The following is a 25114-nucleotide window of genomic DNA, read 5'->3' on the forward strand; positions in this document are numbered from 1 at the left end:
GCGCTAGCGGCAGGGCTTTCCCGAGCGTGCTGCCACCGATCGAGTATCCATCGGGTGATACTGTCCGCAAAGTCAGCGACAAGGGAGAAATTTCTTTTCAGAACCGACGCTACTTTATCGGCGAGGGCCTGAGAACACAGTTGGTGGCCATCAAGCCAACCACGATTGACGATGTGTTTGAGGTGTTCTTCTGTCACAAGGAAATACGGCGAATCAACCTGCGTGATTCGCCGTAAAATGGAAGTCTGATGTGTAACCTATGTCTCCCGACAAAGTGTTACCCATGTCTGCCGACTAAACACCCGGCAGGTCTGACCCCGGGTTATGCGGCAATCAGCGCAAATGTCCTTGAAGTACAAACCCCAACAGCAAGGACTGGGGTCGGACCCTCAGGGGCCGACCCCGGCATCTGCCGCTGGGTGAAGCAGGCTGAACGCCTTGCCGATCTCCGCGCTGTCGAGCGGGCGCACGAGGCGCGCCACTTCCTGGCCGTCTTTCAGAAAAACCAGGGTCGGCCACAGTTTGACCTTGAACGAACGCCCCAGGGCGCGGCCGGGGCCGTCTTCGACGCGCAGGTGCGGCACGCCGGGATGCTGCGCGAAGGCGGCGGCCAGCGGCGCCTGGGTGGCGCGGCAATGGCCGCACCAGCCGGTGCCAAATTCCAGCAGGGCCGGGCCCGTCAAGGCATCGATCTCGGCGCGCGTGGGTTGCGCCACGGAATAGGTATCGGTCATCATTGTCTGTCTCCTCAATATAAAAAAAGCCCGCAAGGCGATTCTGCGCCAGGCGGGCTTGCCGTGCCGTGCGGCAGGCCGCTTTTACACGACCTTGACGCGCAGGGTTTCCAGGCCAGCGATGGCGCCCACCAGTTCGTCGCCACGCTGCACGGCCGCCACGCCGGCCGGCGTGCCCGTGTAGATCAGGTCGCCTGGCTGCAAAGTGAAATATCTGGACAGGTCGGCGATGGTTTCGGCCACGTTCCAGATCAGCATGTCGATCGTGCTGCTTTGGCGCAGCTCGCCGTTCACGTGCAGGGTGATGGCCGCATGTGTGACATCGCCCGCCTGCGCGGCCGGCGTGATGGGGCCGATGGGGGCCGAGTGTTCAAACGCCTTGCCCGTATCCCACGGACGGCCCAGCTTTTTCGCGTCGCCCTGCAGGTCGCGGCGCGTCATGTCCAGGCCCACGGCGTAGCCCCACACGTGGTGCAAGGCGTCATCGACGCCGATATCGCTGCCGCCCTTGCCAATGGCCACCACGAGTTCCATCTCGTGCTGGAAATCCTGCGTTTGCGCGGGATATGGCAGCTCGCCCGTCGTGCCGCTTGCCACCGGCAGCACGGCGTCGTTTGGTTTCATGAAAAAGAAAGGCGCCTCGCGGCCCGTGTGGCCCATTTCCTTGGCATGGTCGACATAGTTACGGCCGACGCAATAGATGCGGTGGACGGGGAAGCTGTCGGCGCTACCGCTGACGGGTACGCTTGCTTGCAACGGTGCGGGAATAACATACGGCATGAGGACTCCTGATCGGCACGATAAAAAGGCGGTGATGAAAAAGGGACACCGCAGTGTCCCCCATTTTACGGCAACGTTATTTCAGCAGGCCCGAGCGGCTCGGGTCCGGCATGCGGATGGCAACGATGAAGGAAATCAGGCACATGATGGTGACGTACCAGTAGAAATAATCTTCCACGTGCCAGGCCTTGAACTGCAGCGCCACGTATTCGGCCGAACCGCCGAAGACGGCGTTGGCCACCGCGTACGACAGGCCCACGCCCAGCGCGCGCACTTCGACGGGGAACATTTCCGCCTTGATCAAGCCGCTGATCGAGGTATAAAAGCTGATCACGGCCAGGGCGATGATGATCAGGCCAAACGCCGCGTACGGGCTGCTGACGTCTTTCAGCGCATGCATGATCGGCAGCACGCACAGGGTGGCCAGGCCACCGAAGAACAGCATCGAGGTGCGGCGGCCGATGCGGTCGGACAAGGCGCCGAACACGGGCTGCAGCACCATGTAGACGAGCAGGGCGCAGGTCATGACGGCGCTGGCCGTCTTGGTATCCATGCCGGCCGTGTTGACCAGGTATTTCTGCATGTAGGTGGTAAACGTGTAGAACACCAGCGAGCCGCCGGCCGTGAAGCCCAGCACCGTGATGAACGCGCGCTTGTGCTTGAGCAAGCCGCGCAGGCTGCCCGCGTCCTTGTCCTTGCGCTCGCTGGCGGTGGTTGTTTCCGTCAGCGATTTACGCAGGTTCAGCGACACGAGGGCCGCCAGGGCGCCGCAGACGAAGGGAATGCGCCAGCCCCAGGCACGCAGCTCTTCCAGGGTCAGCAATTGCTGCAGGATCACCAGTACCAGCAGCGCCAGCAGCTGGCCGCCGATCAGGGTCACATACTGGAACGAGGCAAAGAAACCGCGCTTGCCCGATTCCGACACTTCGCTCATGTAGGTGGCGCTGGTGCCGTATTCGCCGCCCACGGACAGGCCCTGGAACAGGCGCGCCACCAGCAGCAGGAACGGCGCGAAGGCGCCGATGGTGTCGTAGGTCGGCATGACGGCGATCATCAGCGAACCGCCGCACATCATCAGCACGGAAATCATCATCGACTGGCGGCGGCCATATTTGTCGGCGATGCGGCCAAACAGCCAGCCGCCCACGGGACGCATGAGGAAGCCGGCGGCAAAGATGCCGGCCGTCTGCAGCAGCTGCGTAGTGGGATTGCCGGAAGGGAAGAAGGCGTGCGAGAAATACAGCGCGCAGAACGAGTAAATGTAGAAGTCGAACCATTCGACCAGGTTACCGGAGGAAGCGCCAATGATGGCCTTGATGCGCTGCTGGGAAGTCAGCTGCGCAACGTCATGCGGAGTATCGTGGGATGTCATATCAGTCTTCTTGTTCGTGTGAAAAAGCCAACGCCAGCCCGGTTGCCCTGGCTGGTTTTGCATCATACGCCCTTGATCCGGGTCAAAAAGCCGTCCGACATACGGGTTAATACGTATAAGCGGCAACTTTTTTCGCCCTCAGGCACTGCCGGTCAGCCCCGTTCCAGCACCAGCGCAATGCCCTGGCCCACGCCGATGTCGCATCTTGTGTCAGTACAGTGCATGGCGCCTGCCCGGGGGTGCAGGATCAGACCCGTTCCAGCACCAGCGCAATACCCTGGCCCACGCCGATGCACATGGTACAGAGCGCATAGCGCCCGCCCGTGCGGTGCAACTGGTTGACGGCCGTCATGGCCAGGCGCGCGCCGGACGCGCCCAGCGGGTGGCCCAGGGCGATGGCGCCGCCGTTCGGGTTGACGCGCGCATCGTCGTCGGGCAAGCCCAGCTGGCGCAGCACGGCCAGGCCTTGCGCGGCAAACGCCTCGTTGAGTTCGATGACGTCGAAGTCGGCCAGGGTCAAGCCCGTCATGGCCAGCACTTTCAGCGTGGCGGGCGCCGGGCCGATGCCCATGATGCGCGGTGCGACGCCTGCGGTGGCCATGGCAACAACGCGGGCGCGCGGCGTCAGGCCGAAGCGCGCCGCGTTCGCCGCGTCGGCCAGCAGCAGGGCTGCCGCGCCATCGTTGACGCCGGACGCGTTGCCGGCCGTGATGCTGCCATCGGCGCGCACCACCGGTTTGAGTTGTGCCAGGGTGTCCAGGGTGGTGGCACGCGGATGCTCGTCGCGGCTGACGATGATGGGATCGCCTTTCTTTTGCGCGATACTGACGGGACAGATTTCGCTGTCGAACACGCCCCCCTGCTGCGCCGCCAGGGCCTTCACCTGGCTGGCCAGGGCAAACGCATCCTGGTCGGCACGGCTGATGCCGAAGTCCGATGCCACGTTTTCCGCCGTTTCCGGCATCGAATCAACGCCGTATTGCGCCTTCATCAGGGGATTGATGAAGCGCCAGCCGATGGTCGTGTCTTCCATTTTCATGCCGCGCGCAAAGGCGCTGCCGGCCTTGCCCATGACAAACGGCGCGCGGCTCATGCTTTCCACGCCGCCGGCGATCAGCAAGCCCGCCTCGCCGCTCTTGATGAAACGCGCGGCGCTGCCGATGGCGTCCAGGCCCGAGCCGCACAGGCGGTTCAGGGTGGCGCCCGGCACGCTGTCGGGCAGGCCGGCCAGCAAGGCGGCCATGCGCGCCACGTTGCGGTTATCCTCGCCCGCCTGGTTGGCGCAGCCGTACAGCACGTCGGTGACGGCATTCCAGTCGACGTCAGGATTGCGTGCCATCAAGGCGCGGATGGGCACGGCGCCCAGGTCGTCGGCGCGCACGCCGGAGAGTGCGCCGCCGTAGCGGCCAAACGGGGTGCGCTGGGCGTCACAGATAAAGGCTGCGGTCATGTTGATTTCCTCCAAGAAATATTTATGTTGGTCGGCCTGACGGGCAAGCCGATAGGGGTGGTGTTGGGTGGTGGCGGTGGCGGTGGGGTGGCGGTGGCGTTGGGGTGGCGGTGGCGGTGGGGTGGCGCTGGTGGTGGTGTCGGCTTACGCGCTTTGCGCTAAGCCGACCTACGCCGACCTACGCAGACCTACGCCGACCTACGCCGATCTGCGCAGACCTGCGCCAGCCTGCGTCAATCTGCGCTGTGCTGGCGTCCGTCCGTCAGCGGCACGGGCGTCAACGCTTGCAGCTGTTCGAAACTCAAGCCGTCGACCAGTTCGACGACGGTGGCGCCGGCAGGGCCCAGGTCGAGCACGGCCAGGTCGCTGTAGATGCGGCTGACGCAGCCGATACCCGTCAGCGGATAGGTGCATTCCTGCACCAGCTTGCTCTCACCGCCCTTGGTCAGCCATTCCATCATGACCCAGGTTTTTTTCGCGCCGATGGCCAGGTCCATGGCCCCGCCCACGGCGGGAATGGCGTCGGGTGCGCCCGTGTGCCAGTTGGCCAGGTCGCCCGTGCTTGATACTTGAAAGGCGCCCAGCACGCAGATGTCCAGGTGGCCGCCGCGCATCATGGCGAAGCTGTCGGCATGGTGAAAATAGCTGCCGCCGGCCAGCAGGGTAACGGGCTGCTTGCCCGCGTTGATCAGGTCGTAGTCTTCCTCGCCCGGCGCCCGTGCCGGTCCCATGCCGATCACCCCGTTTTCGCTGTGCAGGATGATATCCGCGCCGGCCGGCAAGTGGTTTGCCACCAGGGTCGGCAAGCCGATGCCCAGGTTGACGACGCTGCCTTCATGGATGTCGGCCGCCACGCGCGCCGCCATCTGGTCTCGATTCCATTTGTTCATTTGATACTCCTCAGGCAGCTTTGAAGCCGGCGGGGCCGGTGGCCGTGCGCGGCACTTGCACGATGCGCTGCACGAACAGGCCCGGCGTGATGACGTGTTCCGGATCGATGCTGCCCAGTTCGGCAACTTCATGCACGGATGCAATGCTGACTTTCGCGGCCATGGCCATGATCGGGCCGAAATTGCGCGCCGTCTTGCGGTACGTCAGGTTGCCCCAGCGGTCACCCTGTTCCGCCTTGATGAGGGCGAAGTCGGCATGGATGGGCGACTCGAACACATACATGCGGCCGTCGATCTCGCGCGTTTCCTTGCCCTTGGCCAATTCCGTGCCGTAGCCGGTGGGCGTGAAAAAGCCGCCGATGCCGGCGCCGGCGGCGCGGATGCGCTCGGCCAGGTTCCCCTGCGGCACCAGTTCCAGCTCCAGCTTGCCTGCGCGATAGAGGGCGTCGAAGACGTGGGAATCGGCCTGGCGCGGGAACGAGCAGATGATCTTGCGTACTTGCCCGTTGTGCAGCAGGGCGGCCAGGCCCGTGTCGCCATTGCCCGCATTGTTGTTGACGATGACGAGGTCGCGCGCGCCGTGAGCGATCAGGCCGTCGATCAGCTCGGCCGGCTGGCCCGCGCCGCCGAAGCCGCCAATCATGACGGTGGCGCCATCGTGGATATCGGCCAGCGCATCACTGACGCTGGAGCGGAGTTTATTGATCATCTGTGTGTCTCCCACAAAAATCCGGTTGATTTGTTCTACATACGAACATATATTCGTATTTAGAACATATTCAGGAGAATAGGCCTGATTGCCCCGCTTGTCAATTTGCCGTTTTGCCCGCCCGCATGGCTATAATTGCCACCTTGATCCATTGGACACCCCATGACCGAACGCCGCACCGCCCCACTTTCCGCCGACGCCGACGCCACCGATGCCGATGCCGCCACTGCCGCGCACGATGGCGCGCCGCGTCCCGGCGACAGCTATGTGCAATCGTTTGCGCGCGGCTTGGCCGTGCTGCGCAGCTTTGGCGCCGAGGCGCCGCGGCAAACCCTGAGCGAAGTGGCGGAGCGGGCGCAGCTGACTCGCGCGGGCGCGCGGCGCATCCTGCACACCTTGCTGCATCTCGGTTATGTGGAAGCGGATGGGCGGCTGTTCCGCCTGACGCCCAAGGTGCTGGACCTGGGCTACGCCTATCTGTCGTCGCTGCCCGTGTGGACGCAGGCGCAGCCGCTGCTGGAAGAATTGATGGCGACCTTGCGCCAGTCGTGCTCGGCCACCGTGCTCGACGGCGACGACATCGTGTATGTGGTGCGCCTTTCCGCGCACCGCACCATGTCGATCAACCTGGGCATTGGCAGCCGCCTGCCCGCATATTGCACCTCGATGGGCCGGGTGCTGCTGTCAGGGCTTGAACCGGATGCGCTGCGCGCGCGCCTGTCGCAGATGGCGCTGCTCAAGCTGACGCCGGCCACCAAAGTCGATATCGATGCACTGATGGAAGAAATTGCGCAAGTGCGCCGCCAGGGCTGGAGCCTGGTACAGGAAGAGCTGGAACAGGGCCTGGTGGCCCTGGCCGCGCCTGTGTTCGACCGGGCCGGCAAGGTGGTGGCGGCCATCAATGTCAGCGGCCAGACGGCGGGGCCGTCGGTGGCGCAGCTGCTCGAGCACAGCTTGCCGAAACTGTTGGAGACGGCAAGCCGGGTCAGCGCCCTGGTGCGGGTGCAGCAGTGATTATTTCTTGAACTTGGCGCAGGCGTCGGCACGCGCCTGCGCCGGCATGCTTTGCGTCAGGTCGAATTCGCCCGGATAGGCTTTGCCGCCCTGTTCGATGTAGCCGATGCTGCGCACGCTCAGCTGCGGGTCGGCCAGCTTCAGCCAGCGCGGCACGCCGAGATCCTTGCGCACGTGGTCGTTGCCGGCCAACAGCACCACGGCACGCGGCGCCTGGTCGCGGATCAGCTTGGCCATCCAGATGTCGCGCGCCACTTGCGCGTTGACGACGCCGCCGATCATCATGTCGGGCAGCATGTTGCAGCGCGCCGCCTGCACTTCCTTCCTTTGCCCTTCCAGGATGTCGTTCGGCACGGGCGCGGCCAGGTATGTCGCGGCCATGGCCGGCGGCATCGACCATTTGATGCCATCGCGCACGATACGCGAAGCGTCGGCGGGCGACAGGCCGGCGGCCACCAGGGGCAGCTGGTAGCTGATGGCCAGGTCCAGCACGGGCCGGTACAAGCTCCAGTCCCAGCGCGGCTGTTCCATCACGCGGATGATGCAGTCGGGGTCGGCGCAGTCGCGCGCGGCGCGCGTCAGCAAATCCTGGTTCTCGCGGTCAAACTGCTCCATGACAATCACGGGGCGCCAGCCGGCGGCCACGCGGCGCTGCAGTTCCGCCATGCGCAGCCGGTGGCCTTGCGCATTGTCATGCACTTCGCCCAGCAGCAGCACTTGCGGATTGGGCAAGCTGTCGGCCACGGGCGCGGGCGGCGGTGGCGGCGTTTTCTTCAGCCAGCTGCCACAGGCGGTCAGCGCCAGCACGCCGCACAGCAAGGCGGCGCGCGCGGCGGCGCGCGCAATGACTGGCGCAGTTGTTCCTGCAGTTGCGCGTGCAGTTGCGCGCGCCGTTGCTACTTGAATCACGGTCTTCATGGTCGGTGGGGCATTCTCGTTGGCAATGCGCCAGATTGTACCGTCTCAGGCGGATGCCATCGCTGTGCGGCGTGCCTTTTGCCATTCCAGCCATTCGAAGATGGCCATGCCGGCCAGCATGGCGGCGACGAAAATCCACGCCTTGCCCTGCCCCGCCAGCAGGGAAACGAGGGCCGGGCCGGGACAGAAACCGGCGATGCCCCAGCCTGCGCCAAAGGCCAGGCTGCCCAGCAGCAAACGCCGGTCGATACGCCGCGACACGGGCAATTGCATGGGCTCGCCCAGCAGCGCCGTGCTGCGCCGTCGCGCCAGCCAGAAGGCGGGCATGGCGACGGCGATGGCGCCGCCCATCACCAGCGCCAGCGACGGGTCCCATGCGCCGGCCAGGTCGAGGAAACCCAGCACCTTGACCGGATTGCTCATGCCGGAAACGATGAGGCCCAGGCCAAAGACGAGGCCGCTCAACAGGGAAAGGATCAGCTTGCTCATAGGTGGCGCAGCAGATACACGGTGAGGAAACCGGCCGCCATGAAGACGCAGGTGGCAGCCAGCGAGCGGGGCGACCAGCGCGACAGGCCGCATACGCCGTGGCCGCTGGTGCAGCCGGCGCCGTAGCGCACGCCCACGCCGACCAGCAAGCCGGCGGCGACCAGCGCGGGCGCGCCCGCATCGATACGCACCGCAGGCAGGGCCAGCCACAGCTGCCACAGCAAGGGGGTGCCGACGAGGCCGGCAAGGAAGGCGATGCGCCAGCCCAGGTCGCCCTGGCGTGGACGCAGCAGCCCGCCAACGATGCCGCTGATGCCGGCGATGCGGCCGTTAAACAGGATCAAGAGCGCCGCCGCCAGGCCGATCAGCATGCCGCCTGCCAGTGCGGACCATGGCGTGAAGTGTTGCCAGGCTATGTTCATGGCAGAGTTCAGTCCGCTTCGTCGTTGAACAGCGGGCGCGGCGCGCAGAACTGGGCGTACAGCACTTGCAGCACTGCCAGCACGGGAGCGCTGGCGACGCGGTAGTAAATCTGCTTGCCGTCGCGGCGCGTGGCCACCAGCATCTCTTCGCGCAGCACGCCCAGCTGCTGCGACAGGGTCGGCTGGCCGATGCCCACTTTCTGCTCCAGGTCGCTGACACAATGTTCGCCCTGCGACAGCTGGCACAGCAGCATCAGGCGGTCGGCATTGCCCATGGCTTTCAGCAGCGAACTGGCTTTATAGGCCGCGCCGCGCATGGCGTCGAGGTTGTAATCGGTCTCTTGTATTGCTGGCGTTTCCATCGTGCCCTCCCACAGGCGGTCGTGTTGAACATCGTGCGATAAACAATATACTAATCAATATATTGTTTTCCTGCTGGCGATTCGCACAAAAAAACAACAGTGTTTTTTCAGCGATAGCGTGGCCATGCGAAGTGTGCGGCAGCGATCATGTTTACGCTATCAAAATGACAAATATTCGTAATAAAGAGGAAATAAGCGTATCAAAATTGTCACGATCTGTGCTGTAATGAGAGGTCAGCAGAAAAACCATGATACGCCCCCGTACAGGCGAATTGTCCGTCCATGCGCAAGCCGGTTTCGGCGGCGCCAGGCGGTGAACAACAGGGAGATCAAGATGGGAATCAATCAGCCGCTATGCGTGGCCTTGCTGGCGCTCTCGGCCAGTACATGGAGCATGGCGGCAGTCAGCGACACCACGGCCGGCAAGCAGCAGGAAGCCGCTGAACGCGTGACGATCGATGAAAGCATCAGCTTGAATAATCATCCCGGCTGGGAAACGCCGGACTTGCCGTATGCACGCCTGCTGTCCAGCAGCAGCGCAAGCGCGGCAACGCACTGGAGCACCATCGGCGCGCGCCAGGTGGCGCTGGCGCCGCCCAGGCCCGTGACGGCCGCGCCCGCACAGCAAGCCAACGTGCCAGCCCCCGTGCCAGAAGCGAGCATGTACTCGATGCTGCTGGTGGGACTGGGCCTGGTGGCCTTGAGCCTGCACGGCGAAAAACAGGAAAAATTCGACAACTGACGGCGCCAGCATTGGCAAGGCGCCGCCGCAAAACATTCCGCCTGGTGCGGAATGTTTTTTATGCTGCCATCATTTGTCCAACAGGCGGCACACCCGTTCGATATTACCTACCGGAATGCCCGACTTCAGGGCCCGCGCGATGCAGCCCGCCTTGTCCGGTCCCGAGGCGGAAATCAGCACGAAGGCCGTCACCACGACGCTGATGGCGACGAGCACGATCAGGACCCCCTTGACGATATCCCAGTTCATTGCGGCTCAGCAATGTCATACGTAAAATCATAATAATGCCTGCCCTCCTCGATGCGGATGGCCAGGCTGCCCGTCAGCCCCAGCAACTGGCCCGTACCCGTATCGGGCACCACCGTCACTGACAAGCTGGGCGCGCCGCGCGTCATGCTGCCGCTGTGCTGCAGGTAAAAACTGCCGTGGCGCCCGTCCAGCGCGCCTTCGACCCGCTCCAGCGCCACGTAGCCGGCCGAGCCCGGCACGCTGGCGCGCACGCTGAGCATCTCGCCTTGCGCGCTGGCATCGAGCGCGCCGTGGTAGCGCTTGTTCAGCGACATGCGCCCCAGTCCGGACTGGGCCGCCGTGTCCGACAAGTTTTCCGGCGTGATGGTGACGTCAAATTGCCCTGTGATATACGGCATCCTTGCTCTCCTGTGTTCGTTACGCCGTGGCGGCGCCATCGGCCCCGCCCAGCAAGACATGTAATTTCTGCATGGTCGCCCAGTTGCGCGACGTGACACCATCGCCGAGCAGCACGCCCAGCGCGGCCACCAGCCTGCTGGCCAGCACGCCTTCAGGGCACCACGCATACGCGGCCCACTGCCCCAGCGCCAGCGCTTCCGGCTGCCAAGGCTGCTGCAGCAGCGGCGCCAGGCGCTGGACGTCGGCCGGATTATTCAGCACCAGCGCCAGCAGGCGGGAAGCATCGGCCGGCGGCGCCAGCGTGTTTTGCGCGATCAGTTCGTCGAACTGGCTGGCCGACAGCACCGTTACGCGCGCCGCCACGCCCAGCTTGAGTACCAGCGCTTCCTCGATGCGGGCCGCCGCCTCGGCCGGTGCCACGGTGCCCGCGCCGAACACCACGTTGCCACTGTTGAGCACCGTGCGCACCTGCGTAAAACCCAGGTCGCCCAGCAGCTTGCGCAGGTCGGCCATGGCCACGCGCTTGGCGCGACCCACGTTGATGCCGCGCAAGAATGCCACCTGCTGATTATCTTGACCATCTGCCATGTGTTTCTCCTTGCCTAAGCCTGGCCGGCTGTGCCTTCCGGCAACGGCGTCACCTTGGGCAGGCGCAGCAGGAACGTCGCGCCTTGCCCCAGGGTGCTGCTGACCGTGATAGTGCCGCCAAATTGCTTGGCAATCAAGTTGAACACGATATTCAAGCCCAGTCCCGTGCCGCCCTGTCCCCGGCGCGTGGTGACAAACGGGTCGAACACGCGGTCGAGCATGTCGGGCGCGATGCCGCGGCCATTGTCGCGCACCTGCATGTCTATCCAGTCCGGCTCGCCGCGCACGCCGATGTGGATGCTGCCGGCCGTATCCGCGTCGAATGCGTGCTCGACGCAGTTGAGCACCAGGTTGGTCAGCACCTGCGCCAGCGCGCCCGGATAGCTGTCAAGGATGATGTCTGGCGGGCAATCGATATCGATGCTGATGCGCGTCTTCTTCAGGGTCGGCTGCAGGCTGGAAATCACCTCGCCGATGTAGTCGCGCAACTCGAACAGGCGGCGCGCCTCGCTGACCTGGTCGACGGCGATCTGCTTGAAGCTGTGAATCAGGTGCGCGGCGCGGTAGGCATTGTTCATGATCAGGCGCGCGCTTTCGCCGGCCGTCTCCAGGTAGCGCACGATATCGGTCTTCTTGACGCCGCCGCCGGCCACCGCGGCGCTGATGCTGTCCGTGGCTTCCTTCAGCACGGAGGCGCTGGTCAGCGCGATGCCGACCGGCGTATTGATTTCATGCGCCACGCCCGCCACCAGGCTGCCCAGCGAAGCCAGCCGTTCAGACTGCAGCAGCGATTCCTGCGCGCGGCGCAGCTCGTCCATGGCCTGCGCCGTCTCCTGCTGCGAACGGCGCGCCATCTCTTCGGCCTGGCGGCTGCCTTCGATGATGGACTTGAGCTTGCGCTGCACGGCGTTGAAGCCGCGGATCACGTCGCCCAGCTCGTCGCGCCGGTTTTCCGGCAGTTCTTCGACCTCATCGCTGCCGCGCGTGGCCAGGTCGAACAAGCCGTCGCGCAACTGTTTCAGGGGACCGAAGACGATGCGCAGGCTCAAGGCCAGCGCGCCCACGAGAATGATGTCCAGCAGCAACACTTCCACCACCTTGCGCCGCACTTCGCTGCGCAGGGCCGCGTCGATCTGCTCGCGGCTGAAATTGACGATGACCTTGCCGACGATCACCGGCTTGCCGCCGCTGGCCGCGGCCACGGCGTCGCGGAATACCAGCGGCGCCTCGACGGGCGTGCCGCCGATGGCCACGTCGGTATCGAGCGGCACCAGGGTGCCGGAAGCATCGCGCACCTCGCCAGCGAACAGGCCCACCGAGGCGTCATAGACACGGATGCCGACCAGTTCCGGCGGCAGCATTTCGGCCGCCACGATGCTGTCGACCTTGGATTTATCCAGGTCCCACAGGGCCGAAGGCAGGCTGGTCTGCAAGCGCGTGAGCACGCCGCTGCGCAGGCGCGCGCTGCCCGATTCGAGTTCCTTGCTCAGGGTATATTGGGTATAGCTGCCGGAAATGCCCAGCACCAGAGTGACGATCACGACAAAAAGCAAAGTCAGCCGGACTTGGATACTTACCATCAATAAACACTCCCCGTGCCAGGCCCGTTGCCGGCCCGCGGCGCGGGCGCACAGCTGTCAGCGGACACTCGCCTGAATGAAATGTACGGTATGACATGCTTATTGGCAAGATTTACAGCAGCCCCGCTGTCAGCAAGGGTTTGATGCAGGTCGAGACATTGCGACATGGCAATGGTAATATCCCGCAATCATCTAAGGAGTCGTCATGGCGGTCATGCATCAACATCTACCCCTGGAACAAGTTCGTCCTGGCATGGTCCTGTCGGATGTCTTGCTCGATGCGCATGGACAAGTGCTGTTGCCGCAAGGCGCGGTGCTGACGGAAAACATGCTGGCCCTGATGCCGCGCCATGGCATCGACATGCTGCCGATCCAGGCGCCGCCGCCGTCGCCCGAGGAAGTGGCGGCGCAGCAGGCGGCCGACCGCGAACGGCTCGCTTACCTGTTCCGCAAGCATGATCCCGACGACCCGGCGCAGGCCGCCACCACCTTGCTGCGCAGCTACGTGACAGCCTACCGCCTGGGCACGGGAGAGGCGGCATGAGCGCCCTGCTGACCCTAGCCGACATCGTCGCCCACCTCGACGACCTGCCCTCGCTGCCCGCCGTGGTGATGGAACTGCTCAACAGCATCGACCAGGAAGACGTGGATATTTCCGTGCTGGCGAAAAAAGTCTCGTATGACCAGGCCTTGACGGCGAAAACTTTGCGCCTGGCCAACTCGTCGCAATACGGCCTGCAAGTGAAGGCCACCACCATCCAGCAGGCGATCACGTATCTGGGTTTCCAGACCACGCGCAGCCTGATCACCTCGGCCGCCATCACCGGCGCCTTCCCGGAAGGGCGCTGTCCCGGCTTCGACGACAAGGCCTTCTGGCGCCATTCGGTGGCCACGGCCGGCTGCGCCAAGGTACTGGCGCGGCAGATACGCTTCAACCAGGATTACGCCTTCACGGCAGGCTTGCTGCACAACATCGGCCGCCTGGTGCTGGTCAGCAGCTTTCCCGCGCAGTACGCGCAAGCCATCGCCCACCAGGCGGCGCACGACTGCAGCCTGCTCGAGGCGGAGCAAACGGTGCTGGGCGTGGACCACGTGCAGGCGGGCGTGGCGCTGGCCGAACACTGGAATTTTTCCGACACCATGCGTCTGGCCATCGGCAACTATGTGCAGCCGGACGCTGCGGGCGCCGGTTTTCTCGCCGCGCTGATCCACGTGGCCAATGCCATCGTCTGCGCGCTCGACCTGGCGCAGGCGGGCGATGACATGGTGCCGCTCGTCTCGCCGGTGGCGTGGGACGCGCTGGGCCTGGGCGAAGAGACGTATCTGCAGCTGTTCCGCGAAACGGAACTGCGCTACGACGAAATCACTTCGGCGTTGTTGAGCTAGTTGTTGAGCTAACTTCTTAGGCGGACTCTACATTTAAAGCTGCAAACGCAAACGGCTCTCGCCGCAAGGCGAAAGCCGTTATGGGTACTGCCTTACTGCCATCCTGCCCGGTCGACGCCAGCCTGTTACCGCCAGCAATGACGCAAGCGGCACAGTCAGCGCGAGACCACCACATCAGTGCGCGTAATTCGATTCTTGCGCATCGCCGCGGTCTTCCGCTTTTGGACGGCCCTGGGCGTCGGACAAACGATACTTGGTGCGACGGTCGCCCATCAGGTCGCGCAGGTCGCGGATGCTCATGCCCGTCACTTCGTGCATGCGGATCAGCAGGGACGCGCCGACCGGCAAGCGGTGGTGGCGAATCTTGCTGATGACGGGTGGCGCCACTTCGAGCAGGCGCGACAGGGCTGCATCGTTTTTCAGCTGCATCTTGCTCAGCAGAATATCCAGCAGGTGGTTAGGGTTGTAACTCTCTTGCGATGCTAATGCATGATGTGCCATGATTTTTCCTCGTCTAGTGAATGTTGAAAATAATGCCGATACGAACTTAAGGCTGGCTTAGAGTGTTTAAAAGTATTTCAAAAACCGTCAGCCCCTCTCCCTCCTATCGCGCTGCCTGCACAGGACTCGCACAGCCACGTCCAGCCAACGTGCGCAGCTTGCCGCGTGAGTAAAAAGCATTGCAATCCACTGAAATGCATTGCATATAAGGCAATATACTAGTCCAATCAGGCAGCATCCCCGCCTGGCGCAACCTTCCTGATTGTTAAATATCAATCAAGGTGCTGGTTGGCTTGGCAACGATGCCATTTCAACACATTAGGACGTCAGCGGGCGCGCACAAGGCTTTGCAGCAACTTGTTACAAATCAATGCTGCCGCACGGCAATAAATGCTTTTCAGCATTGCCAGCCTGCGCCGCATGAGCCCGCTGCAACCTTGTCGGCAAGGTAAGTACGGCGTGGCCCGCCCGGGCGATTTACGCTAAACTATGGCTTGAACTTGCAGCGCGCCTGTCACCAGGCAGCCAGGCCTGCACGGCCAAGCTGCCGCGGAGTGCGCAGCGCCTGCTTCGTCAGCATGACGCGCAAACGATGCCCGACGCCGCCGGCCAGGTATCGCAGCATCCACCCAGCATCCACTACCGCTAAAGCGCCCGACTCCATGCAGAAAAAAGTATTCATTAAAACCTTCGGCTGCCAGATGAACGAGTACGATTCGGACAAGATGGCCGATGTGCTGGGCGCCTCCGATGGCCTGGTGCGCACCGACTCGCCGGAAGACGCCGACGTCATCCTGCTCAATACCTGCTCCGTGCGCGAAAAGGCGCAGGAAAAAGTGTTTTCCGACCTGGGCCGCCTGCGCGAACTGAAACTGGCCAAGCCGCACCTGCTGATCGGCGTGGGTGGCTGCGTGGCCTCGCAGGAAGGCGACGCCATCGTCAAGCGCGCGCCGTATGTCGACATGGTCTTCGGCCCGCAGACGCTGCACCGCCTGCCGCAAATGATCGAACTGCGGCGCGCCAGCGGCGATGCGCAAGTGGACATCAGCTTCCCGGAAATCGAAAAGTTCGACCATCTGCCGCCGGCCAAGGTGGAGGGCGCCTCGGCGTTTGTCTCCATCATGGAAGGCTGCAGCAAATACTGCAGCTACTGCGTGGTGCCCTACACGCGCGGCGAGGAAGTCTCGCGCCGCTTCGAGGACGTGCTGACGGAAGTGGCCGGACTGGCCGCCCAGGGCGTCAGGGAAATCACCCTGCTGGGACAGAACGTCAACGCCTACCGGGGCGCGATGGAAGGCGGAGAGATCGCCGACTTCGCCCTGCTGCTCGAGTACGTGGCCGACATTCCCGGCATCGAACGCATGCGCTTCGTCACCAGCCACCCGAAGGAATTCACGCAGCGCCTGATCGACGCCTACGCGAAGATCCCGCAACTGGTCGACCATTTATATCTGCCGGCGCAGCATGGTTCCGACAAGGTGCTGGGCGCCATGAAACGCGGCTACACGGGCCTCGAATACAAGTCCATCATCCGCCGCATCCGCGCCGTGCGCCCGAACATGGCCATTTCCTCGGACTTCATCGTCGGTTTTCCTGGCGAGACGCAGGCGGACTTTGACGCCATGATGAAATTAATCGCCGACGTCGGCTTCGACAACAGCTACAGCTTCATCTTCAGCAAGCGCCCCGGCACGCCGGCCGCCAGCCTGGAAGACGACACGCCGCATGAAGTGAAACTGGCGCGCTTGCAGCAGCTGCAGGCGGCCATCGACGCCAACACGCGCAAATACAGCCTGGCCATGGTCGGCACGGTGCAGACCATCCTCGTCGAAGGCCGCTCGAAGAAGGACACCATTGATCGTGAACTGCAAGGCCGCACCGAGAACAACCGCGTGGTCAATTTCGACGCCGGCCCGGACGCGCTGCACCTGGTCGGCCAGCTGGTCGAGGTGCGCATCACCGAAAGCCATTCCTACACCCTGCGCGGCGAATTGGTCGCCAGCGCCCCCGCATTGAAAAGAGCCAGTTGAAAACCAAAGCCCCGATACAGCCGCACTACTTCATCCCCGAGCCGCTCGACAACACGCGCCTGGCGCATTTGTGCGGACCGCTCGATGAGAACCTGCGCCAGATTTCCGCCGCCCTCGATGTGACGATTTTCCGCCGCGGCGAGAAATTCATCGTCGGCGGCAGCAATGCCGAACGCGCCGTGGAAATCCTCGAACAGTTCTACGCCATCGCCAACAAGGTCGTGCCGCTGGAAGAAGTCCAGTTGGCGCTGGTGGAACAGCGCGCGGGCCTGTCCGCCGCCTCGGAACACCATGCCAATACGCCGGCCAGCACCTTCGTCGAGCCGGACATCGCCAGCCCGGTGTTGAAAACCCGGCGCTCCGACCTGCGCGGGCGCACGCCGCACCAGATCGCCTATTTGCGCGACATCCTGGAACACGACATCAGCTTCGGCGTCGGTCCTGCCGGCACGGGCAAAACCTACCTGGCCGTCGCCTGCGCCGTCGACGCGCTCGAAAGGGACGCCGTCAAGCGCATCATTTTGACGCGCCCCGCCGTCGAAGCGGGCGAGCGCCTGGGTTTTCTGCCTGGCGATCTGGCGCAAAAGGTCGACCCGTACCTGCGTCCCCTGTACGACGCGCTGTACGATTTACTCGGCTTTGACCGCACGCAGAAGCTGTTTGAAAAGCAGGTGATCGAGATCGCCCCGCTGGCCTACATGCGCGGGCGCACCCTGAACCACGCGTTCGTCATCCTCGACGAGGCGCAAAACACCACCGTCGAACAGATGAAGATGTTCTTGACGCGCATCGGCTTCGGCAGCAAGGCCGTGGTGACAGGCGACGTCACGCAGGTCGACCTGCACAAGAGCCAGACGAGTGGCCTGATCGACGCCGTGCACGTATTGAAAGATGTACGCGGCATCGGCTTCACGCAATTTAACAGCACCGACGTGGTGCGCCATCCGCTGGTGGCGCGCATCGTCGACGCGTACGAAACGGCGCAGGCAGCCAATGCCGACGCCGCCCAGTTACCCTCCTTATTGAAACCAGCTGCCGCCAAAAATGTCCGAAAAAAATAAATTATCGCTGTCCGTGCAATACCCGGACACCCGCCTGGAAACCGTCATCACGCGCCCGAAAGTGCGCCGCTGGGTCAAGGCGGCCCTGTTCGCCCCCGCAGAATTCACCATCCGCTTCGTCGACGCGGAAGAAGGCCGCAGCCTGAACCGCGACTACCGCGAAAAGGACTACGCCACCAACGTGCTGACGTTTGCCTACAACGAAGGCGAAGAGCTGGCGGAAGACGAGCCGACGCGCGCCGACATCATCCTGTGCACGGACGTGCTGGAAAAGGAAGCGGCCGAACAAAAGAAAAGCGTGGAAGAACACACGGCCCATCTGATCGTGCACGGCGTGCTGCATGCGCAAGGCTACGACCACATGGACGACGAGGAAGCGGCCGAGATGGAAGGCCTGGAGACGGAAATCCTGGCGAAACTCGGTATCAGCGATCCCTACGCGGACCAAAAATAAACCCCGCAGACCGGGCAGGCCGGGGGAGGTCTGGGTAGCCCGCAGGGCGTAACCCGACAACACCCAACAACACCCAACAACGTCAGCGGAGTCGCAGGTCGGGTCAGGCGGCACGCCGTAACCCGACAACACCGCACATGTCACAATAGCGCCATCAACCACACATCGCAACAAGGACACACAATGGGCACTTGGGCCACCGACGCCTTCGGCAACGACTACGCCATGGATTGGGCGCAGGATCTGCACGAATATAAAACCCTGGAACTGGTCGAGACCACCCTCGACAACGTCATCGACAGCACGGAGGCGGAACTCGAAGCGCCGTTCGCCGCCGAAGCGCTGGCTGCGCTGGAAGTGATCGCGCGCCTGCAGGGCCAGCCGGGCGAAGACGACCCCGCCACGGCCGAAGTGGACGAATGGGTGGCCGCCTGCAAGAAGAAAGTCACGCCGCCGCTGCTGGAAAAAGCCCGCCTGGCCTTCGAGCGCATCACGGCCGAAACGTCGGAACTGCGCCAGCTGTGGCAGGACAGCGAGCATTTCGCCGACTGGCAGGCCGATGTGGCAGCCTTGCGCGCGCGCGTGCTGGGCAAGGACAGCTGAAACATCGTTCAACGGCGCACTTCAACGTATTAAATTTGCATCAAAAGCGGGGAAATCGGGTGCGCCCCCACTTTTGGTGTATCCTATAAGCCTTCGCAACAACGGCTCACGCCTCCTATGCCCGAGCACCCTAGTGGCGTCAGAACTGACGTCAAGCCCCACCGGTCACTGTTTGAACGCCTGACCGCACTCATTTCCCCCGAGCCAGAGAACCGTGCAGAATTGCTCGATGTTCTACACGATGCGCACGAACGCAAGCTGATCGACGCCGACGCCCTGTCGATGATCGAAGGCGTGTTCCAGGTATCGGATCTTTGCGCGCGCGACATCATGATTCCCCGTTCGCAGATGGATGTCATCGACATCAGCAAGCCGATCGAGGAATGGATGCCGGAAGTCCTGTCCACCGCCCACTCGCGCTTCCCCGCGATCGAAGGCGAACGCGACAAGGTTATCGGCATCCTGCTGGCGAAAGACTTGCTGCGTTATTACGCCGAAGAAACTTTCGACGTGCGCGACATGCTGCGCCCCGCCATCTTCATCCCCGAATCGAAACGCCTGAATGTGCTGCTGCGCGATTTCCGCGCCAACCACAATCACATGGCCATCGTTGTCGATGAATACAGCGGTGTCGCCGGCCTGATCACCATTGAAGACGTGCTGGAACAGATCGTCGGCGATATCGAGGACGAATACGACTTCGACGAAGCCGAGGACAATATCCTCTCGCTCAAGGAAGGCCAGTTCGGCCCCCGCTGGCGCGTCAAGGCGCTGACCGAGATCGAACAGTTCAACGAAGAAGTGGGCAGCCATCTGGTGGACGACGACGTCGACACCATCGGCGGCCTGGTTTCGAAGTACCTGGGCCGCATGGCGCACAAGGGCGATATTTTCGACCTGGGCAATCTGCGTTTCGAGGTACTGCGCGCCGATGCGCGCCAGGTGCACGTGCTGCTCGTCGAGCGCCTGCCCAACGTGCCGGAACTGGAACTCTGACATGCGCGTGCTGTAGATGCGTTTCAGACGCGCCGCCCCACGCCCCGCCAGACCGCCCCGCAGCACGTGGGCGCGCATGCTGACTGCCGCCATCGCCGGCGCCGTCGCGGTGCTGGCGTTCGCCCCTTTCGGCTACTGGCCGCTGCAAATCCTCAGCCTGGGCGTGCTGTTCTACCAGGTGCTGCGTTCGTCCAGCGTCAAGGGCGGCGCGCTGATCGGCTGGGCCTATGGCTTTGGCTGGTGCGCGGCCGGCACGCACTGGCTGTACATCTCCATGCACCGCTATGGCGACATGGCCGCCCCGCTCGCCGCCATCGCCGTGGCCTTGCTGGCCCTCCTGATGGCCATCTATGTGGCCCTGGCCATGGGCCTGGCCGCCTGGCTGCGCCAGCGCTGGGTACTCTCGCTGCCTGCCATGACCCTGCTGGTGCTGCCCGCCACCTGGACGCTGTTCGAATGGACGCGCGGCTGGCTGTTTACGGGCTTCCCGTGGCTGGCCACCGGCTACGCCCACAATGCCAGCCCGCTGGCCGGCTATGCGCCCATCGTCGGATCGTATGGCCTGGGCTGGCTGGCGGCGCTGTCGGCCGGCGCCCTGCTGCTGCTCACACATCGCACGCGCTGGTTTGCGCTGGGCGGCGTGATCGCCCTGTACGCGGCCGGCATCGGCTTGCAGTACGTGGCCTGGACGCACCCGGTGGGACGCCCGATCACGGTGCGCCTGCTGCAGGGGAACGTGCCGCAGCAGCAGAAATTCGATCCCGGCTTCGTGTTGGGCGCCCTGCAGATGTACCAGAGCGCCATCACCAGCGCGCCGGCCGATTTGATCGCCACGCCGGAAACGGCCGTCACCGTGCTGCCGCACCAGCTGCCGCCCGGCTATCTGGATAACCTGGCGACGTATGCGCAGCAGACGGGCAGCACGATCCTGGTCGGCATGCCCGTGCTCGACGAACAGCAGCGCTTCTACAATGCGGCCGTGGGCATCACGCCCGGCAGCACGCCGGGACCGTACTACCAGTACCGCAAGCAGCACCTGGTGCCGTTCGGCGAATTCGTGCCGCCCGGCCTGCACTGGTTTGTCGCCATGATGGCCATCCCGCTGGGCGACATGGGCCGTGGCGCCGCGGTGCAGGCGCCGCTCCAGGTGCGCGACCAGCTGGTGCTGCCGAATATCTGCTATGAAGACTTGTTTGGCGAGGAAATCGCCGGCCAGTTGGCCAGCGCCCACCGCCATGGCAAGCAGTCGGCATCGGTGCTGCTGAATATCTCGAACCTGGCCTGGTTTGGCGATTCCATCGCCATCCCGCAGCACCTGCAGATTTCGCAGATGCGCAGCCTGGAAACGGGCCGCCCGATGCTGCGCTCGACGAACACGGGCGCCACCGCCATCATCGACGGCAAGGGCGTGGTGCAAAGCCTGCTGCCGCCGGAACAGCAAGCCACCCTGGCGGCCAAGGTGCAGGGCATGGGCGGCATGACGCCATACATTCTGTATGGCAACAAACTGATGCTGGCCCTGGCCGCGCTGGCCCTGCTGACGGCCTTCCTGCTGTCGCGCGCCGCCCGCCGTGGCCGCGCCGCGCAGCAATAAGCGGCCGATATTGCCCGAAGAGTCACAGTGGGCCCGTAAAAACCGCTAAAATTAGCAAAACCCCGGCCCGGACGCGCTGCCAAGCATGCGTCCGGGCTTCAAGCAAACCTTAACAAAGCGCAGCCTGTCCGCGCGGCGAACTCATACGATGCTCACATTTCAACAAATTATCCTGACCTTGCAAACCTATTGGGACAAGCAAGGTTGCGCCCTGCTCCAGCCTTACGACATGGAAGTCGGCGCCGGCACCTTCCACACCGGCACCTTCCTGCGCGCGATCGGTCCGGAGCCCTGGCGCGCCGCGTATGTGCAGCCGTCGCGCCGTCCGAAAGATGGCCGCTATGGCGAAAACCCGAACCGCATGCAGCACTACTACCAGTACCAGGTGGTCTTGAAGCCGGCGCCGGAAAACATCCTCGACCTGTATCTGGGTTCGCTGGCCGCGCTGGGCCTGGACTTGAAACAGAATGACGTGCGCTTCGTCGAAGACGACTGGGAAAGCCCGACCCTGGGCGCCTGGGGCCTGGGCTGGGAAGTCTGGCTGAACGGCATGGAAGTGACGCAGTTCACCTATTTCCAGCAAGTGGGCGGCCTCGATTGCAAGCCCGTGCTGGGCGAGATCACCTACGGCATCGAACGCCTGGCCATGTATCTGCAAGGCGTGGAAAACGTGTATGACCTGGTGTGGACCGAGTGGGAAGAGAACGGCACCACGAAGAAACTGACCTACGGCGACGTCTTCCACCAGAACGAGGTGGAGCAGTCGACCTACAACTTCGAGCACGCGAATACGGACCTGCTGTTCGAACAGTTCGGCAACTACGAGGCGGAAGCCAAGCGCCTGATCGAACTGCAGCTGACCCTGCCCGCCTACGAGAAGATCATGAAGGCGTCGCACAGCTTCAATATGTTGGATGCGCGCGGCGCCATCTCGGTGACGGAACGTGCCGCCTATATCGGCCGCGTACGCACCCTGTCGCGCCTGGTGGCGCAAGCGTATTACGACTCGCGCGAGCGCCTCGGCTTCCCGATGCTGCCCGCCGCAGAGCAAACCGCCGCCTAATTCGAGCCTCCATACCGCCGTACCTGACAAGAACACCATGAACCAAACACTGCTCATCGAACTGCTGACCGAAGAACTGCCGCCGAAAGCGCTGGCCAAACTGGGCGCCGCCTTCACGGCCGGCATCGTCAACGGCCTGAAAGCGCGCGACTTCCTCGAAGCCGACAGCGTCGCCACCAGCTACGCCTCGCCGCGCCGCCTGGCCGTCTCCATCACCAACGTGCGCGAAGTCTCGCCCGACAAATCGATCCGCGAAAAAGTCCTGCCCGTCTCCGTGGCGCTGGACGCGAACGGCAACGGCACGCCGCCGCTGGCCAAGAAACTGGCCGCGCTGGGCTTCCCCGACCTGACGGTGGCCGAGCTGGAACGCGCCGCCGACGGCAAGGCCGAAAGCTTCTTCTACACCTACACGGCGCCGGGCAGCCAGCTGGCCGTCGGCGCGCAGGCGGCATTGACGGAATCTTGCGCCAAGCTGCCGATTCCAAAGCTGATGAGCTATCAGCGCCCGGACGGCACCACCGTGCAATTCGTGCGCCCGGCCCACAGCCTGATCGCCCTGCACGGCATCAATATCCTGCCTTTGACCCTGCTGGGACTGACGGCCGGCCGCAGCACCCTGGGCCACCGCTTCCTGACGGACGGCGAACCGATCGCCATCGCGCACGCGGAAAACTATGCGCCCTCGCTGATCCTCAACGCCAGCGTCATCGCCAGCAACGAGGAACGCAAGGAACGCATCCGCGCCCAGTTGCTGGACAAGGCCGGTGCCGACCAGGTGCTGATGCCCGAAGCGCTGCTCGATGAAGTGACCGCCCTGGTCGAATGGCCGGTGGTGTACGAATGCCACTTCGAGGAAGAATTCCTGGCCGTGCCGCAGGAGTGCCTGATCCTGACCATGCAGACGAACCAGAAATACTTTGCGCTGACGGACAGCGAAGGCAAGCTGCGCTCGCGCTTTTTGATCGTCTCGAACATCGAGACGGACACGCCAGAGCACATCATCGGCGGCAACGAGCGCGTCGTGCGCCCGCGCCTGTCCGACGCCAAGTTCTTCTTCGAGCAAGACAAGAAGAAAACCCTGGCATCGCGCCTGCCGCTGCTGGCCAATGTGGTCTACCACAACAAGCTGGGCACGCAAGCTGCCCGCACAGAGCGCGTCAAGTCGCTGGCCGGCGCCATCGCCGCCAAGCTGCAGTACGACGTGGCGCTGGCCGAACGCGGCGCCCTGCTGGCCAAGGCCGACCTGCTGACCGACATGGTGGGTGAATTCCCAGAACTGCAAGGCATCATGGGCACGTATTACGCGCGCCATGACGGCGAAGCGGAAGAAGTGGCGCTGGCCGCCTCCGAACATTACCAGCCGCGCTTTGCCGGCGACAGCCTGCCATCGACCGCCACCGGCACCGCTGTGGCGCTGGCCGACAAGCTCGAAACCCTGGTTGGCATCTGGGCCATCGGCCTGGCGCCGACGGGCGACAAGGACCCGTTCGCGCTGCGCCGCCACGCGCTAGGCGTGCTGCGCATGCTGCTGGAGAAACGCTTGCCCCTGTCGATCCAGGGCTTGCTGGCGGATGCCGCCGCGCAGTTCGCAGCCGTGCCCGGCTTCAAGGACCCGGTGGCGGACGTGACCACCTTCATGCTCGACCGCCTGCGCGGCATCCTGCGCGAGCGCGGTTTCTCGCCGAATGAAATCGAAGCCATCGTGGCACAGAATCCCGACCGCCTGGACGACATCGTGCAGCGCCTGGAAGCCGTGCAGGCGTTTGCCGCCCTGCCGGAAAGCGCATCGCTGGCCGCGGCCAACAAGCGCATCACGAATATCCTGAAAAAGAACGAGGAAGCCGTGAGCCAGGTCGCCGCCGGCGGCGTCAACGTGGCGCTGCTGCAGGACGAGGCGGAGAAAAAACTCGCCGCCGCCGTCTCGCGCGTGCAGCCGGAAGTCGACGCCGCCTTTGCCAAGGGCGACTTCACCAGCACGCTGCAAACCCTGGCGCAGCTGCGCGACGATGTCGACGGCTTCTTCAACGACGTGATGGTGATGGCCGAGGATGTCGCCTTGCGCAACAACCGCCTGGCCTTGCTGTCGTCCTTGCACGGCATGATGAACCGCGTGGCCGATATTTCCAAGCTGGCGGCGTAATGGGTATTCCGGCGCTGAAACTGATAATTCTTGACCGCGACGGCGTCATCAATCATGACTCGCCGGATTTCATCAAGTCGCCTGCGGAATGGCTGCCGATTCCCGGTTCGCTCGAAGCGATCGCCCGCCTGAATCAGGCTGGTTATCGCGTCGTCATCGCCTCTAACCAGTCGGGCATCGCGCGCGAATACTTCGACATGACGGTCTTGAACGCGATCCACCAGAAGATGCATACCTTGGCGCAGCAGGTCGGCGCCGACATCGATGCCATTTTCTTTTGCCCGCATGCGGGCGCGGATAACTGCGACTGCCGCAAGCCGAAACCGGGCATGTTCCATGAAATTTCGCAGCGCTACAACACCAGCCTGAAAGGCGTGCCCACGGTCGGCGATTCGCTGCGCGACCTGCAGGCAGGCTTCATCAGCGGCTGCGTGCCCTACCTGGTCCTGACGGGCAAGGGCGAAAAGACCAACGAGACGGGCGGCCTGCCGCCCGGCACCCAGGTCTTCCCCGACCTGGTCGCCGTGGTCAGCCACCTGCTCAAGGCGCCGGCGGTACCGGCGCCCAGCGTGGCATTGAGTATTTAAT

28 protein-coding genes and 1 pseudogene are annotated in these 25114 nt (G+C 63.8%); 14 read left to right on the plus strand and 15 right to left on the minus strand.

Annotated features, from left to right (window positions below; genetic code table 11):
- Positions 1–236: pseudogene (locus JaAD80_RS09125) on the plus strand (IS481 family transposase); the annotation flags it as partial.
- Positions 237–389: 153 nt separating this feature from the next.
- On the opposite strand, the gene JaAD80_RS09130 reads toward JaAD80_RS09125, so the two are convergent.
- From JaAD80_RS09130 to JaAD80_RS09155, 6 genes are all read right to left on the minus strand, one after another.
- Positions 390–734: a thioredoxin family protein gene (locus tag JaAD80_RS09130; protein ID WP_374755235.1), complete on the minus strand. Its 345-nt coding sequence runs from the start codon at positions 732–734 to the stop codon at positions 390–392.
- Between the two features lie 84 nt (positions 735–818).
- Positions 819–1514, minus strand: coding sequence for a fumarylacetoacetate hydrolase family protein (locus JaAD80_RS09135; protein WP_102293891.1), 696 nt, complete (start codon positions 1512–1514; stop codon positions 819–821).
- Between the two features lie 76 nt (positions 1515–1590).
- The gene (locus JaAD80_RS09140; protein ID WP_102293892.1) at positions 1591–2886 is read right to left on the minus strand and encodes an MFS family transporter; all 1296 of its coding nucleotides are present in this window, start codon (positions 2884–2886) and stop codon (positions 1591–1593) included.
- 247 nt (positions 2887–3133) lie between these two features.
- On the minus strand, positions 3134–4336 hold the full coding sequence (gene pcaF, locus JaAD80_RS09145) for a 3-oxoadipyl-CoA thiolase (protein WP_102293930.1): 1203 nt from the start codon (positions 4334–4336) through the stop codon (positions 3134–3136).
- Between the two features lie 233 nt (positions 4337–4569).
- Positions 4570–5226: a 3-oxoacid CoA-transferase subunit B gene (locus JaAD80_RS09150; protein ID WP_102293893.1), complete on the minus strand. Its 657-nt coding sequence runs from the start codon at positions 5224–5226 to the stop codon at positions 4570–4572.
- 10 nt (positions 5227–5236) lie between these two features.
- Positions 5237–5935, minus strand: coding sequence for a 3-oxoacid CoA-transferase subunit A (locus tag JaAD80_RS09155; RefSeq protein WP_102293894.1), 699 nt, complete (start codon positions 5933–5935; stop codon positions 5237–5239).
- Positions 5936–6097: 162 nt separating this feature from the next.
- Between JaAD80_RS09155 and JaAD80_RS09160 the strand changes: the two genes are divergently transcribed.
- Positions 6098–6949: an IclR family transcriptional regulator C-terminal domain-containing protein gene (locus JaAD80_RS09160; RefSeq protein ID WP_102293895.1), complete on the plus strand. Its 852-nt coding sequence runs from the start codon at positions 6098–6100 to the stop codon at positions 6947–6949.
- Here JaAD80_RS09160 and JaAD80_RS09165 read toward each other — a convergent pair whose 3' ends face one another.
- Genes JaAD80_RS09165 through JaAD80_RS09180 form a run of 4 tightly spaced genes read right to left on the minus strand, consistent with a single transcriptional unit; the run spans position 6950 to position 9140 of the window.
- Positions 6950–7867, minus strand: coding sequence for a ChaN family lipoprotein (locus tag JaAD80_RS09165; RefSeq protein WP_102293896.1), 918 nt, complete (start codon positions 7865–7867; stop codon positions 6950–6952). It abuts the gene before it with no gap.
- A 45-nt stretch (positions 7868–7912) separates the two neighbouring features.
- Positions 7913–8356, minus strand: coding sequence for a YeeE/YedE family protein (locus JaAD80_RS09170; RefSeq protein ID WP_102293897.1), 444 nt, complete (start codon positions 8354–8356; stop codon positions 7913–7915).
- On the minus strand, positions 8353–8778 hold the full coding sequence (locus JaAD80_RS09175; RefSeq protein WP_102293898.1) for a YeeE/YedE family protein: 426 nt from the start codon (positions 8776–8778) through the stop codon (positions 8353–8355). The genes JaAD80_RS09170 and JaAD80_RS09175 overlap by 4 nt, the downstream gene beginning before the upstream one ends.
- An 8-nt stretch (positions 8779–8786) precedes the next feature.
- Positions 8787–9140, minus strand: coding sequence for a helix-turn-helix transcriptional regulator (locus JaAD80_RS09180; protein WP_102293899.1), 354 nt, complete (start codon positions 9138–9140; stop codon positions 8787–8789).
- 334 nt (positions 9141–9474) lie between these two features.
- On the opposite strand from JaAD80_RS09180, the gene JaAD80_RS09185 reads away from it, so the two are divergent.
- A complete protein-coding gene (locus JaAD80_RS09185) occupies positions 9475–9882 on the plus strand; it encodes a PEP-CTERM sorting domain-containing protein (protein WP_146012326.1) in 408 nt (135 codons plus the stop codon).
- 69 nt (positions 9883–9951) lie between these two features.
- On the opposite strand, the gene JaAD80_RS09190 is transcribed toward JaAD80_RS09185, so the two are convergent.
- The 4 genes from JaAD80_RS09190 to JaAD80_RS09205 are packed head-to-tail and all read right to left on the minus strand — an operon-like array spanning position 9952 to position 12698.
- Complete coding sequence (locus tag JaAD80_RS09190; protein WP_034746783.1) at positions 9952–10131, minus strand: hypothetical protein; 180 nt, start codon at positions 10129–10131, stop codon at positions 9952–9954.
- The gene (locus JaAD80_RS09195) at positions 10128–10529 is read right to left on the minus strand and encodes a DUF3224 domain-containing protein (protein ID WP_102293901.1); all 402 of its coding nucleotides are present in this window, start codon (positions 10527–10529) and stop codon (positions 10128–10130) included. The genes JaAD80_RS09190 and JaAD80_RS09195 overlap by 4 nt, the downstream gene beginning before the upstream one ends.
- 19 nt (positions 10530–10548) lie before the next feature.
- Positions 10549–11118, minus strand: a complete 570-nt coding sequence (locus JaAD80_RS09200; RefSeq protein ID WP_102293902.1) for a DUF1697 domain-containing protein — start codon at positions 11116–11118, stop codon at positions 10549–10551.
- A gap of 14 nt (positions 11119–11132) precedes the next feature.
- Positions 11133–12698, minus strand: coding sequence for a sensor histidine kinase (locus tag JaAD80_RS09205; protein ID WP_102293903.1), 1566 nt, complete (start codon positions 12696–12698; stop codon positions 11133–11135).
- A gap of 205 nt (positions 12699–12903) precedes the next feature.
- Here JaAD80_RS09205 and JaAD80_RS09210 point away from each other — a divergent pair, with 205 nt between their 5' ends.
- Both JaAD80_RS09210 and JaAD80_RS09215 read left to right on the plus strand, forming a co-directional pair.
- Positions 12904–13242, plus strand: coding sequence for a hypothetical protein (locus JaAD80_RS09210; protein ID WP_258002890.1), 339 nt, complete (start codon positions 12904–12906; stop codon positions 13240–13242).
- On the plus strand, positions 13239–14084 hold the full coding sequence (locus JaAD80_RS09215) for an HDOD domain-containing protein (protein ID WP_102293905.1): 846 nt from the start codon (positions 13239–13241) through the stop codon (positions 14082–14084). Before JaAD80_RS09210 ends, JaAD80_RS09215 begins: the two co-directional genes overlap by 4 nt.
- A 174-nt stretch (positions 14085–14258) precedes the next feature.
- Here the strand turns inward: JaAD80_RS09215 and JaAD80_RS09220 are convergent, their stop codons facing one another.
- Positions 14259–14585, minus strand: a complete 327-nt coding sequence (locus JaAD80_RS09220; protein ID WP_034746769.1) for a hypothetical protein — start codon at positions 14583–14585, stop codon at positions 14259–14261.
- 662 nt (positions 14586–15247) lie between these two features.
- On the opposite strand from JaAD80_RS09220, the gene miaB reads away from it, so the two are divergent.
- From miaB to gmhB, 9 genes are all read left to right on the plus strand, one after another.
- Positions 15248–16615, plus strand: coding sequence for a tRNA (N6-isopentenyl adenosine(37)-C2)-methylthiotransferase MiaB (gene miaB, locus JaAD80_RS09225; protein ID WP_102293906.1), 1368 nt, complete (start codon positions 15248–15250; stop codon positions 16613–16615).
- Positions 16612–17676 (plus strand): PhoH family protein, encoded by a 1065-nt coding sequence (locus JaAD80_RS09230; protein ID WP_102293907.1) that lies wholly within the window; start codon positions 16612–16614, stop codon positions 17674–17676. Before miaB ends, JaAD80_RS09230 begins: the two co-directional genes overlap by 4 nt.
- The gene (ybeY, locus tag JaAD80_RS09235) at positions 17660–18130 is read left to right on the plus strand and encodes an rRNA maturation RNase YbeY (RefSeq protein WP_102293908.1); all 471 of its coding nucleotides are present in this window, start codon (positions 17660–17662) and stop codon (positions 18128–18130) included. Before JaAD80_RS09230 ends, ybeY begins: the two co-directional genes overlap by 17 nt.
- A gap of 183 nt (positions 18131–18313) precedes the next feature.
- A complete protein-coding gene (locus JaAD80_RS09240; protein WP_102293909.1) occupies positions 18314–18733 on the plus strand; it encodes a DUF4259 domain-containing protein in 420 nt (139 codons plus the stop codon).
- Positions 18734–18850: 117 nt separating this feature from the next.
- Complete coding sequence (locus JaAD80_RS09245) at positions 18851–19729, plus strand: HlyC/CorC family transporter (RefSeq protein WP_071075558.1); 879 nt, start codon at positions 18851–18853, stop codon at positions 19727–19729.
- Between the two features lie 76 nt (positions 19730–19805).
- Positions 19806–21323, plus strand: a complete 1518-nt coding sequence (lnt, locus tag JaAD80_RS09250) for an apolipoprotein N-acyltransferase (RefSeq protein ID WP_102293910.1) — start codon at positions 19806–19808, stop codon at positions 21321–21323.
- Between the two features lie 148 nt (positions 21324–21471).
- Positions 21472–22386 (plus strand): glycine--tRNA ligase subunit alpha, encoded by a 915-nt coding sequence (gene glyQ, locus JaAD80_RS09255; protein WP_102293911.1) that lies wholly within the window; start codon positions 21472–21474, stop codon positions 22384–22386.
- 37 nt (positions 22387–22423) lie between these two features.
- Entirely contained in the window at positions 22424–24526 is a 2103-nt protein-coding gene (gene glyS / locus JaAD80_RS09260; protein WP_102293912.1) for a glycine--tRNA ligase subunit beta, read from the plus strand.
- Positions 24526–25113, plus strand: a complete 588-nt coding sequence (gmhB, locus tag JaAD80_RS09265; RefSeq protein ID WP_102293913.1) for a D-glycero-beta-D-manno-heptose 1,7-bisphosphate 7-phosphatase — start codon at positions 24526–24528, stop codon at positions 25111–25113. Before glyS ends, gmhB begins: the two co-directional genes overlap by 1 nt.
- Position 25114 lies beyond the last annotated feature (1 nt).

Source organism: Janthinobacterium sp. AD80, from assembly GCF_002878455.1.
Classification (GTDB): domain Bacteria; phylum Pseudomonadota; class Gammaproteobacteria; order Burkholderiales; family Burkholderiaceae_D; genus Janthinobacterium.